Here is an 11,864-nt window from a genome sequence, read left to right on the forward strand (position 1 = left end):
GTTCGGGCAAGCGGACCGATCGAGTCCAGCGTGGCCGACAGTGGGAACGCGCCGGCGAGCGGCACACGTCGCGCCGTCGGCTTGAAGCCGACGACACCGTTGAGTGAAGCCGGAATGCGTATCGAACCGCCGGTGTCGGAACCGATCGATATTTCGCTCGTGCGCTCGCCGACGGAAACGCCGGCGCCTGAGGAAGAACCACCCGGAATGCGATTGGTGTCCACAGCATTGCCGGGCGTGCCGAAATGCTGGTTGTCGCCGATCGCGGTGAAGGCGAATTCGGTCATGTTGGTCTTGCCGATGATAACCGCGCCGGCCTGCCGCAGCCGGCTGACGATCGCGGCATCGCGCAGCGGAGGTGCTGCGGCCTTGAGCATCAGCGAGCCGGCCGTGGTTGGCTCGCCGGCGACATCGAACAAATCCTTGATCGAGACGATGCTGCCGTCGAGCGGCCCGAGCGTCACGCCGGCTTGGCTGCGCGCATCGCTGGCATCGGCCGCGGCCCGCGCGGCTTCGGCATAGAGCTTCGTGAACACACGCTCTTCGCCGGCACGGGCGGCGAGGCGCGCAAGGATGGTTTCCAGATGATCACGGACGGATTGCATTTTCGGTGTCGGACTCCGGACGCCTTGAACGTCTTAAGGGATAGCGGCCAGTGCCTGGCTTGCCGAGACTTAACCCGGCGCAGACGGTTTTGCACCCTGTCGAATGCGAGGAAAATCCGATGCTCTACAAAGGCAGTTGCCACTGCGGCAAGGTCGCCTTCGAATTCAAGGCCGAACTGACCAGCGCCATCAGGTGCAATTGCTCGATCTGCTCGCGCAAGGGCGCCCTGTTGTGTGCCATCCCGCACGGGACCTTGCGGGTCCTGGCCTGGGGCGACGATTTGGGCACCTACACATTCGGCAATCATGCCATCGCGCACCGGTTCTGCCGGGCCTGCGGCATCCATCCCTTTGCGGAGGATGTCCGCGAGGGCCGTGAACGCAGCGCCTACATCAACATCAACTGCGTGGCCGATCTCGACCCCTCGACCCTGTCGGTCTTCGATTTCGACGGGCGGTCGGCCTGAGTTCGCTCGTCGCTGCCGTCACAACGGCGTCGACCCGAAAACCGTGATGGTTCTCGGGCCGACGCGCAGGTGTCAGGGAAGCCTGATTGCGGCGAGGCTACTCGGCCTGCTTCGGGCCGCGCAGGAACACCACGCTGGCCGCCAGCAATGTCGCCGCGCCGCAATGGGCGAAGGCACTGGCGACGCCGGTGTGGTCGACCAGCAGGCCGCCGAAGACGGCGCCGAGCGCGATCGCCACCTGGAACGTCGCCACCATCAGTCCGCCGGCGCTTTCTGCCTGGTCGGGTGCTGCCCGCACCAGCCAGCTCTGCAGCCCGACCGGAACGGCGCCGAAAGCAAAGCCCCAGACCGCAACGGCGGCAGCGGCGATCGTCGGCGAAGCTCCGAAAACCAGCATCGAGGCGGCGGCCGGTGCGATCAGCAAGGGCGCCAGCCCAACGGCTGCCTTGAGGCTGCGCTCGGCCAGGATGCCGCCGGCGACATTGCCGAAGAAGCCGCCAATGCCATAGGCCAGCAGCACCAGCGAGATCGTCTCGATGTCGAGCACGGGGACCTTCTCGAGGAAGGGACGGACATAGGTGAAGCCGGCAAAGTGTCCCGAAGCGACCAGCAGCACGACCAGCAGCGCCACCCGGATCGACGGACGCTTCAGCACGTGGAGCAAGGTGCGGAAGCTTGCCACACCCACGGGGGGGCAATTTCGGAATGGTGGCCAGCTGCACCAGCAGCGCCAGGGCGGCGACCACGGTCGCAATCATGAAGGCCGTGCGCCAGCCCCAGATGTCACCGACATAGGCGCCGACCGGCGCCGCACAGACGGTCGCCAGCGAAACGCCGGTCAGGATGATCGACATGGCGCGCGGCATCAATCGCATCGGCACCATCCGCAGCGCGGCCGTGGATCGCCGGGTCTGGATGAATTGCCAAGCCTTCCGGACGCAATGCCATTGCCGGGCCACCCGCATGCAATAGCTTGCCAGAACCAGGCAGCGAGAGGCCGGCGGCAAGCCGGTCCGAAGAGGAGAACCAATGCCAAATCATCCGAAGCTCATCGCACTCGCCGTCATGCTTGCGGTTCCCGGGCGCGCCTTTGCCCTCGAGGACAGCTACCTGCCGGCCGACAAGATCCCCTATGTGGCGGAAGTACCCGACCAGCCGCATCGTCTTGGCCCATTGTGGGGCGAGCGGGCCAAGGGTCCGGCAGGCACGTTGCTGAAGGTTCCCGGCAACTGGCGCGCACCGGTCCATGCGCACACCGCGGATTACCGTGCGGTGGTCATAAAGGGGATGTGGGCGCACTGGCAGATGGATGGCGGCGAGGCGACCAAGGTCGAACTGCCTCCTGGATCCTACTGGACCCAGAAAGCCAATGAGATGCATGACGACGCCTGCGTCTCCGACACGGAATGCGTGATCCTGCTGATCAACGACACGCCCTACGAAACCTACTTCCAGAAATAGGCTGGGATGCGGCTACGAGGCGTGACGCAAGCTGACGCCGCTGCCCTTGTCGAACAGCACCACCTTGTCGGGGTTCCAGGCAAAGCGCACCGCCTGCTCGATGGCGACGTCGGTCCTGGCCGGCACGGTTGCACGCAGTGTCGCGTCGCCGACGCGCAGCGTCAGGATCTTTTCGACGCCGTGGTTCTCGACGTCGTGGACACGCGCCTCGACCGGCGCGCCGCTCTCGAGATAGACGTCCTCGGGACGAATGCCGAAGACGAGCGGGCGACCGTCGGTCGCCCCGCCCGCTTTGGCTCCCCCTGAAAAAGGCAATTCGAAATTCAGCGGCGCCATCACCGCGCGGCCGTTCACGAGCTTGCCGTCGATGAGGTTCATCGGCGGCGAGCCGACGAAGCTCGCCACATAGGTGTCGCGTGGATTGTTGTAGATCTCATGCGGTGTGCCGGTCTGGACGATTCGGCCATGGTTGAGCACGCCGACCTTGTCACCCATCGACATCGCCTCGATCTGATCGTGGGTGACGAACAGGAAGGTGGCGCCGAGCTGTATCTGCAGGTTCTTCAGTTCAGTCCGCAGCGCCTCGCGCAGCTTGGCGTCGAGCGCAGACAGCGGCTCGTCCATCAGGAACACACGCGGCTTGCGCACGATGGCGCGGCCGATCGAGACGCGCTGCATCTCGCCGCCGGACAGCCGATCCGTCTTGCGGTCGAGCAGATGCTCGATCCGCAGCGTACGGGCGGCACGGTCGACACGGTCCTTGATCTCGGCGTCGGGCAGCCGGCGAATTTTCGGCTTCAGCGGGAATTCGAGATTTTCGCGCACCGTGTAGCGCGGATAGAGCGAATATTGCTGCAGCACCAGCGCCACGTCACGCTCGGCCGCACCCCAGTCGGCAACGTCGACGCCGTCGATGAAGACCTGGCCTTCGCTGGGCTTCTCCAGGCCGGCGATAAGCCGCAGCGTCGTCGTCTTGCCGGCGCCCGTCTCGCCCAGCAGCACGAAGAACTCGCCATCGGCAATATCGAGATCGAGCCCGGTGAGCGCCGTGTGGTTGCCGAAGGTCTTCGAGATGTTCTTGAGCTGGATATGGGCCATCAGAGTCTCACCTCAAGCGACTTGCCGCTTGCCTTGTCGAAGAAATGCGCCTGGGTCGGGTCGATCCTGGCGAAGACCCTTTCACCGGGTCCGGCAACGAAGCCGCTCTTGGTGCGGGCCCGCAGCAACTCGGTTCCGACCTTGAGATCGACGATGTCGAAGGAGCCGAGCGGCTCGACGATATGTGTGTCGACAGGCACGAAGCCCTCGGTCGCCTCGCGCCGGATGAGCACGCCTTCCGGCCGTATGCCAAGCGCCAACTGGCCGCCGGCATGGCCGTTGAGCTTCGACAGCAGGGCTCGCGGGAACTCGAAGCCGGCGGCGGCTCCACCGACCGTCACCGAAACCGAGGACGTCGTCTCGGCCACCGCCGCATCGGTGACATTCATCACCGGGCTGCCGACGAATTGCGCCACGAACAGATTTGCCGGCTGCGAATAGACCTCGTCGGGCGTGCCGACCTGCTGCAAGACGCCTGCGTGCATGATGACGATGCGGTCGGCCAGGCTCATGGCCTCGATCTGGTCGTGCGTGACATAGATGGTGGTCGAGCCCTGCTTGATGTGCAGCCGCTTGATTTCCGCGCGCATCTCCTCGCGCAGCTTGGCGTCGAGCGCGCCGATCGGCTCATCCATCAGCATGGCTTTCGGCCGCCGCACCAGAGCGCGGCCAATGGCGACGCGCTGCATGTCGCCACCCGAGAGCGCCGACGGCTTCTTGTCCAGCAGGTCGGTGATCTGCAGCGTCTTGGCGACGGAGCGCACCTCGCTGTCGATCTCCGTCTTGCTCTTGCGCGTGGCACGCAAGGGGAAGGCGATGTTCTCGTAGACGCTCATATGCGGATAGAGCGAGAACGACTGGAACACCATGGCGATGTCGCGATCGGCGGCCTTCAAATGCTGCACCGGCTTGCCGTCGATGAAGATGTCGCCCTCGTCGATGGTTTCCAGCCCGGCGATGGCGCGCAGCGTCGTCGTCTTGCCGCAGCCCGATTGGCCGAGCAGCACGATGAACTCGTTGTCGGCGATCTTGAGGTTCAGGTCCTTGATGACCTGGACGGCGCCGAAGAATTTCTGGACGCCGCGAAGCTCGATCTGGGTCAATGCTGTGCTCCCGGATTGCGCACCTGGCCGGTGCCGGCCTTCTCCTCGGGCGCGATCTTGGAGGTTACGTTGAAGCCGACGAGCCCGATCAGGATGATGGTCAGGCCATAGCTGTGCAGCAGCATGTTCCAGGGCTGGCAGAGCGCGACGATGCCGAGCACCATCAATATCTGCGACCCAGGTTCAAGGTATTTCTGGTTGAAGGCGCGAAAACTCATTTGCGGATCGCTCCGAAGGACATGCCGCGCAGCAGATGATTGCGAAGCAGGAAGGTGAAGATGGCGACCGGCAGCAGGAACAGGAAGGTTCCGGAGGCGATCACCGTCCAGTCCGGCAGGCCCGAACCGACCTGGCTCGGGATGAAGGGAGGCGCGGTCTGGGCGCGGCGGTTGGTCATGATCAGCGCAAAGGCGTATTCGTTCCATGCGGTGATGAAACAGAACACGGCGGTGGCGGCGATGCCCGTGGCGGCCTCCGGCAGCACGATCTTGAAGAACGCCTCCATGCGCGTGTAGCCGTCGACAAGCGCGGCCTCCTCATATTCCTTCGGAATCTCGTCCATGAAACCCTTCATCAGCCACACGGAGAAGGACAGGTTGAAGGCGGTGTAGAGAATGATCAGGCCCAGATGCGTATCGTTGAGCCCGACTGCCCGGTACATCAGGAACATCGGGATGGCGACCACCACCGCCGGCAACATGCGCGTCGACAGGATGAAGAAGAGCAGGTCCGCTTCCCCCTTCACCTTGAAGCGCGAGAAGCCATAGGCGGTGAATGTCCCCATGCCGACCGCCAACACCGTCGAGGTGATGGCGATGATGAGCGAGTTCAGGAAGCGGCTCGGATATCCCGACCATTGCACCTGGCCCTTGCCGTCGCGCACGATCTTCTCGCCGCCGTCGAACACGACGCGCTCCCACCACGGGGCGGCGGCATATTCTTCGGCCGACGGCGGGCTGCGCAACTGTGAGCGCTTTGTGAAAAGTTTGACGAAAGGCGAGATGGTCGGCTCGAACATCACCGTCGGCGGGATCGTCGTGGCCAGGTTGCGTGGCTTGAACGAGGTCGCCACGATCCAGTAGATCGGCGCCAGGAAGATGATCGTCACCAAAAGGACGGCGACAATAGCGACCTTGTTGAGCGCCCGTTCACCCGAAGTCTGGACGGCCGCCATCTCAGCGCTCCTTAACTTTGTTGAGGTATTTCACATAGATGTTGGTGATCGCCAGCACCATGATCAGCACGATATAGGCAAGCGCGCAGGAGCGCCCCGTCTGCCATTCCTGGAAAGCCATCTTGTAGAGACGGATGGAAATCACCTCCGTGCTCGGCTGCGTCGACAGCACATAAGCAAGATCGAAAGTCTTGAAGGCTTCCATGGTGCGGAAGATGACCGCGATCATCAGGATCGGCGCGACCAGCGGCAGCGTGATGCGGAAGAAGGTATAGAACGGCCCGGCGCGGTCGATCGCGGCAGCTTCGTAAAGATGCTTCGGCACCGCCGAAAGCCCGGCGAGCGACAACAGCATGACGAAGGGCGACCACATCCAGATGTCCGTGAACGCGACCGCGTAGAGCGCCATCTTCGGGTCGCCGAGCCATTGGAATTTGCCGAGGTCGAGCACGTAGTTGATGACACCCCAGGACGGATCGTAGAGCAGCTTCCAGAACAGGCCGACCACCGCCATCGAGAGCATCATCGGCAAGAGCAGCAATGTCGTGATCAGGCCCTTGAGCGGAATGGTGCGATTGAGCAGCATTGCCGTTCCAAAGCCGACGACAACCTGACCGACGACCGAGACGATGACGTATTTCGCGGTCACCGCGAAATTGTTCCAGATATAAGGGTCGCTGAGGAGCTCGCGATAGTTCTTCAGTCCGACGAAATTGGCCGGCGCATTGGTCGATGCGCGGAAGTCGGTGAAGGAATAGCCGAGCGAATAGATCAGCGGAAAGATGTTGAAGACGATCAGGAACACGATCGTCGGGATGATGAAGAGGTTGCGTATCGAAATGTCGCTGAGGCCGCGAGAGGCGGCTCTGGAGGAGGTATTCAGCGGTGTGATCATTGTGGTCGCCAAGACCTGCTCCCATTCCTGAAAAAGAAAACGGAGGAGGCGCAGGCCTCCTCCGCACTACATGTCGGTTATTGGCCGCGGCCGTATTTCTTGAACGTGGCGTCCCAATCCTTCGCCAGCGCATCCAGCATTTCCTTGGCCGTACCATCGCCGTTTACGATGTACGGATAGACACGCTGGTTGAGCTGCTGCAGCAGTTCCGCATACTCCGGCACCGCCCAGAAGTCCTTGACCTTGAACATCGTGTCGTAGAAGGCCTTGTTGTAGGGCGTGGCGTTCTGGAACTCGGCCGATTCCAGCACGGCCTTGTTGCAGGTGTAGCCGCCGAGGGCCGCCCACTTCTTCTGCGTATCGTCCTGGATGAACCACTTCAGGAATTTCATCGCCTCTTCCTTGTTGTTGGAATAGGAGACGACGGAAATGCCCTGGCCGCCGAGCGCGGCGAACTGCTCGCCACCTGGACCTGCCGGGTTGGCGAAGAAGCCGGTGTTCTTGGCGTTCGGGTTCGACGCCTCGTTGATCAACGAGGGGAAGAAGGCGAAGTAGTTCATGCTCATCGCCGCCAGGCCTTCGGTGATGGCCTGGTTGTTCTCGACGAAAAAGGCGTTGGTCCAGCCCGGAGGCGTGAAGCCGAACAGCTTGCGGTAGTTTTCCGCCGCGGCCACCGCCTTGTCCGAGTTGATGATGCCGTCGACCTTGTAGGTGCCGAAGTCGCCGAGCTCACCGCCATACGAGAACAGCGCGTTCTCGAAGCCCATCGCCAGGCCGTCATACTGGTTCTGTGTGTAGATGGCGATGCCGTAGCGGTTCTGGTCGGGCCTGTTGAAGAACTCCGCGATGTCGGTCATTTCCTTGAAGGTCTTCGGAACGGCAAGGTCGTAGCCATACTTGGCCTTGAACGCTTCCATTTCCTTCGGATCCTCGAACCAGTCCTTGCGGTAGGCCCAGCCCACGGCGTCGCCCTCGGCCGGGATCGACCAGTATTTGCCGCTGTTGCCGGGATATTCGGAGTAGAACTTGACCGTCGCCGGAGCCATCTTGTCGAGAACCTTGTTCTCTTTGACGAAGTCGGTGAGGTCGACATAGTGACCGCCCTCGGAGGCGGCACCAAGCCATTGCGAGTCGCCGACGACCAGGTCATAGGCGCTGCCCTTGGCGTTGAACTCGGTAAAGGCCTTGGTCTGGAAGTCGGCCCACGGGGTGGTTTCCACCGTGATCTTGACGCCGGTTTGCTTCTCGTACTCGTTGCCGAGCTCCTGCAGATAGTTTGCGGGATCCCATTCAGCCCAGAAGATGGTGAGTGACTTTTCCTGCGCGTAAACGGACGTTCCGCAGGCAAGCGTTAAGCCGATACCAGCAAGTACGCTGGTCACTAACTTGCGCATAATGATTTCCTCCCTTGTGCGCGTTCTACCTTATCGTGCGAGCCGGCAACGTGGCCGGCCCTGGTAGTTCCTCCCGTGATCGCACCTTTCCGGTTTCGAGCCTCCTCGCCCCGCCGGAAAATGGATCGCAGCCCTCACTTTCGATCCGCTTTTCTGATCCAATCTGGTATTACCAATTTTGCATGCGCGTCAAGCCCTTTCTTGGCAGCTTGACGTGGCCATTTCCATCGGATTACCGCTTTATCTGCCTGTTTTACCAAGATTTTCCTACTCAGTGATATGATCGGGTATTGTCCAATACCCCACCCAACCGCTAAGATCAGTAGTGTGCATGCCAATCTGGTCGAACCAGTTAGGCTCTATTTCACGACTGCCTTCGGATCGAGGCTGCCTCCTTCATCGACCGATTCCGCCACTGCCGCACGCACCAGCGCCCCGGCCGCCCACTGTGCGACCGACATCGTCCGGCGGCTGTCCAGCCCCCAGATATCCTTGAGCACGATCAGCACCTCGACGCCGAAGATAAGCGACAGCGCCTGTGCCAGCCGCTTGAAGTCGCGCGGCGGCAAACGGCCCTTGAGCGGCGCGATCGCATCCTTCAGCAGGTCGATGCGGTGGCCACGCGTAAAGGCGGGCTCACCGCCCAGCGTGCCGGCCTGACGCCGCGCCCATTGATCGAGCGACAGCTTCAGTGCTGCCTTGAACGTAGCCTCGAAGGCCTCGATGCGCGGCATGGCCGTGTCGAACAGCTCGGCGACCCGGCGCTCGGCATCGGCGGAGGTCGATTGCCAGGTGAGGATTGGCCCCAGCCCCTCGTCGACGACGGCCTGCACCAGTGCCGACTGGCTCGGGAAGTAACGATAGGCGGTGGCGCGGGAAACCTCGGCCGCCTCGGCGACCTCGCTGACCGAGGGCGTGACGCCCGCCTGCATCAGCCTTGTTGCCGTCTCCAGCATCAGCCGTTTGGTCCGCGCGCGCGGCCCACGTTCGGGCACTGGGCCGGTTGCCCGTTCAGCCTCGTCGCTCGCAGCGGATTGTTGACGTGAGACATTCATACCAATACGATACGCACGTCTCAAAAATTTGCAATGGCGTCCGCATCGTCGAGTGGCCCGGGCAATGAGCGATGGGGGCGGCATCGCGCCTGCCAGGATTGGGAGAGCGCAATGAAGCGTATCTATGTGGTGGGGACCGCGGACACCAAGGGCGAGGAACTCGCCTTCCTGGCCGATGCAATCACGGCTGCGGGCGCCCTCGTTTGTCGTGTCGATGTCGGAACGCGCGACGCAACCATCCCCGTCGATATCAGCGCGAGGGAAATCGCCGACCATCATCCCGGCGGCAGTGAAACCGTGCTCGGCGGCAATGATCGCGGCGCCGCGGTCGCCGCAATGGGCATCGCCTTCGCCCGCTTTGCCCAATCGCGCAACGACATCGCGGCCATGATCGGCATTGGCGGCGGTGGCGGCACATCGATCGTCACGTCGGGCATGCGCGCCCTGCCGCTCGGCCTGCCCAAGATCATGGTCTCGACGCTCGCCTCCGGCGACACCGCTCCCTACGTCGATGTCTCCGACATCATCATGATGCCTTCTGTGACCGACATGGCCGGACTGAACCGGCTCTCCCGTGTCGTGTTGTACAACGCGGCTCAAGCCATATCAGGCATGGCGGCCAGCCCGGCGCCACCACCCGACGGCAAACCATCGATCGGCCTCACCATGTTCGGCGTCACCACGCCTTGCGTGACCGCCATCGCCGACCAGCTCCGTTCCGGATATGACTGCATGGTCTTCCACGCCACCGGCACTGGCGGCCGCAGCATGGAAAAGCTGGCCGACAGCGGCTTGCTGTCCGGCGTCGTCGACATCACCACGACCGAAGTCTGCGATCTTCTGTTCGGCGGCGTGCTGCCGGCGACGGAGGATCGTTTCGGCGCCGTCGCACGCACGGGGCTGCCCTATGTCGGCTCCGTCGGCGCGCTCGATATGGTGAACTTCTGGGCGCCTTCGACCATCCCGGAGCACTATCGCGACCGGCTGTTCTACGAACACAATCCCAATGTCACGCTGATGCGCACCACGGCGGACGAATGCCGTGCGATCGGCGAGTGGATCGGCACCAGGCTCGCCCGCTGCGGGGGACCGGTGCATTTTCTCATCCCGGAAAAAGGCGTCTCGGCGCTCGACATCGAAGGCGGCGCCTTCTTCGACCCGGAAGCCGACGCCGTTCTGTTCGATGCCATCGAGCGCACCATCAAGCCCAACGGCAAGCGCCGCGTGACGCGCCTGCCGCTGCATATCAACGACCCGGAATTCGCAAAGGCAGCAACAGCGGCCTTCCTCGACATCGCCAGACAGTGAGAGACCTCAAAAAATGCCCGCCATACCGCGCAAGGACATCTTGAAGAAATTCAGGGGAATGATCGACAAGGGCGTGCCGATCGTCGGCGGCGGCGCCGGCACCGGCCTGTCGGCGAAGGCCGAGGAGGCCGGTGGCATCGACCTCATCATCATCTACAATTCCGGCCGCTACCGCATGGCCGGGCGCGGCTCGGCCGCCGGCCTGCTCGCCTATGGCAACGCCAACGAGATCGTCAAGGAAATGGCCTATGAGGTGCTGCCTGTGGTCAGACACACGCCGGTGCTGGCCGGCGTCAACGGCACCGACCCGTTCGTCATCATGCCGCTGCTATTGGCAGAGCTGAAGACGATGGGCTTTTCCGGCGTGCAGAATTTTCCCACCATCGGCCTGTTCGACGGCAGCATGCGGCAGAGCTTCGAGGAAACCGGCATGGGCTTCGGCCTCGAGGTCGACATGATCGCCGAGGCGCACAAGCTCGATCTCTTGACCACGCCCTATGTCTTCAACCCGGATGAGGCCCGCGCCATGACCAAGGCCGGTGCCGACATCGTCGTCGCCCATATGGGTGTGACGACAGGCGGCTCGATCGGCGCCACGTCAGCCAAGTCGCTCGACGACTGCATTCAGGAGATCGACGCCATCGCCAATGCCGCGCGCTCGGTGCGCAAGGATGTCATCCTGCTTTGCCATGGCGGCCCGATTTCGATGCCCGACGACGCCCGTTACATTCTCTCCCAGGCCAAGGGCCTGCACGGCTTCTATGGCGCCAGCTCGATGGAACGGCTGCCGGCGGAAGCCGCGATCGCCAAGCAGACGGCCGATTTCAAGGCCGTCGCGCTCGGCGGCCAGAAGACCACATTCAAGAAAAAGAAGGGATGAGTGAGATGACCGACAAGAGCAAAGTGTTCGTGTACCCGAAGGACGTCAGCGCCTTCGGCTTCGACTGGGGAAAATTGGCGCTGACGGTGGCGCCCGAAGTGAATGGCGCAACCCGCTTTTCCGGCGGGGTCGTCGACCTGCCTTCCGGCAAGGGCCACACGCGCCACAACCATCCGGGCGCGGAAGAAATCATCTTCGTCATCTCAGGCCATGGCGAACAGATGGTCGAGGACGAGAAGGGCAATCCGATGGTCGAGAAGGTCGGCCCCGGCTGCACCATCTACGTGCCGGAAAGCCGCTTTCATTCGACGCTCAACACCGGCGACGGGCCGATGCAGCTGTTCGTCGTCTATTCGCCGGCAGGACCTGAACTGGTTTTGCGTGAGCTGCCGGATTTCAGGCTGATTCCGCCGGGGCAGTGATC

Annotated in this window: 13 protein-coding genes and 1 pseudogene; 5 read left to right on the forward strand and 9 right to left on the reverse strand. The window is 62.8% G+C overall.

Annotation, left to right across the window (positions count from 1 at the left end; all coding sequences use genetic code 11):
* The coding region (locus tag ENZ74_RS07855) for an amidase family protein (RefSeq protein ID WP_245470937.1) at window positions 1–605 on the reverse strand (605 nt) is incomplete at its 3' end.
* A 119-nt stretch (window positions 606–724) separates the two neighbouring features.
* Between ENZ74_RS07855 and ENZ74_RS07860 the strand changes: the two genes are divergently transcribed.
* Window positions 725–1,072, forward strand: coding sequence for a GFA family protein (locus ENZ74_RS07860; protein ID WP_063169049.1), 348 nt, complete (start codon window positions 725–727; stop codon window positions 1,070–1,072).
* A 97-nt stretch (window positions 1,073–1,169) separates the two neighbouring features.
* Here ENZ74_RS07860 and ENZ74_RS07865 read toward each other — a convergent pair.
* Window positions 1,170–1,965 (reverse strand): annotated as a pseudogene (locus tag ENZ74_RS07865) (MFS transporter); the annotation flags it as partial.
* A 136-nt stretch (window positions 1,966–2,101) separates the two neighbouring features.
* Between ENZ74_RS07865 and ENZ74_RS07870 the strand changes: the two are divergent.
* Window positions 2,102–2,533, forward strand: coding sequence for a DUF4437 domain-containing protein (locus ENZ74_RS07870; protein ID WP_013529500.1), 432 nt, complete (start codon window positions 2,102–2,104; stop codon window positions 2,531–2,533).
* A gap of 12 nt (window positions 2,534–2,545) precedes the next feature.
* Here the strand turns inward: ENZ74_RS07870 and ENZ74_RS07875 are convergent, their stop codons facing one another.
* The 7 genes from ENZ74_RS07875 to ENZ74_RS07905 form a co-directional block, all read right to left on the reverse strand.
* Entirely contained in the window at window positions 2,546–3,631 is a 1,086-nt protein-coding gene (locus ENZ74_RS07875) for an ABC transporter ATP-binding protein (RefSeq protein WP_013529499.1), read from the reverse strand.
* Complete coding sequence (locus ENZ74_RS07880; protein WP_063169050.1) at window positions 3,631–4,734, reverse strand: ABC transporter ATP-binding protein; 1,104 nt, start codon at window positions 4,732–4,734, stop codon at window positions 3,631–3,633. The genes ENZ74_RS07875 and ENZ74_RS07880 overlap by 1 nt, the downstream gene beginning before the upstream one ends.
* A complete protein-coding gene (locus tag ENZ74_RS07885; RefSeq protein WP_013529497.1) occupies window positions 4,731–4,952 on the reverse strand; it encodes a hypothetical protein in 222 nt (73 codons plus the stop codon). Before ENZ74_RS07885 ends, ENZ74_RS07880 begins: the two co-directional genes overlap by 4 nt.
* Window positions 4,949–5,908 (reverse strand): carbohydrate ABC transporter permease, encoded by a 960-nt coding sequence (locus ENZ74_RS07890; protein ID WP_013529496.1) that lies wholly within the window; start codon window positions 5,906–5,908, stop codon window positions 4,949–4,951. Before ENZ74_RS07890 ends, ENZ74_RS07885 begins: the two co-directional genes overlap by 4 nt.
* Window position 5,909: 1 nt before the next feature.
* The gene (locus tag ENZ74_RS07895) at window positions 5,910–6,815 is read right to left on the reverse strand and encodes a sugar ABC transporter permease (protein ID WP_013529495.1); all 906 of its coding nucleotides are present in this window, start codon (window positions 6,813–6,815) and stop codon (window positions 5,910–5,912) included.
* A 65-nt stretch (window positions 6,816–6,880) separates the two neighbouring features.
* Window positions 6,881–8,197, reverse strand: coding sequence for an extracellular solute-binding protein (locus tag ENZ74_RS07900; protein ID WP_013529494.1), 1,317 nt, complete (start codon window positions 8,195–8,197; stop codon window positions 6,881–6,883).
* Between the two features lie 359 nt (window positions 8,198–8,556).
* Window positions 8,557–9,252, reverse strand: coding sequence for a TetR/AcrR family transcriptional regulator (locus ENZ74_RS07905; protein ID WP_013529493.1), 696 nt, complete (start codon window positions 9,250–9,252; stop codon window positions 8,557–8,559).
* Window positions 9,253–9,363: 111 nt separating this feature from the next.
* Here ENZ74_RS07905 and ENZ74_RS07910 point away from each other — a divergent pair, with 111 nt between their 5' ends.
* Genes ENZ74_RS07910 through ENZ74_RS07920 form a run of 3 tightly spaced genes read left to right on the forward strand, consistent with a single transcriptional unit; the run spans window position 9,364 to window position 11,862 of the window.
* Window positions 9,364–10,560 (forward strand): Tm-1-like ATP-binding domain-containing protein, encoded by a 1,197-nt coding sequence (locus ENZ74_RS07910; RefSeq protein WP_063169051.1) that lies wholly within the window; start codon window positions 9,364–9,366, stop codon window positions 10,558–10,560.
* Window positions 10,561–10,573: 13 nt separating this feature from the next.
* Complete coding sequence (locus ENZ74_RS07915; RefSeq protein ID WP_024504438.1) at window positions 10,574–11,440, forward strand: phosphoenolpyruvate hydrolase family protein; 867 nt, start codon at window positions 10,574–10,576, stop codon at window positions 11,438–11,440.
* Between the two features lie 5 nt (window positions 11,441–11,445).
* Window positions 11,446–11,862 (forward strand): cupin domain-containing protein, encoded by a 417-nt coding sequence (locus ENZ74_RS07920; protein ID WP_013529490.1) that lies wholly within the window; start codon window positions 11,446–11,448, stop codon window positions 11,860–11,862.
* Window positions 11,863–11,864 lie beyond the last annotated feature (2 nt).

The organism is Mesorhizobium sp. M7A.F.Ca.CA.002.15.2.1, assembly GCF_003998715.1.
Lineage (GTDB): Bacteria > Pseudomonadota > Alphaproteobacteria > Rhizobiales > Rhizobiaceae > Mesorhizobium > Mesorhizobium ciceri.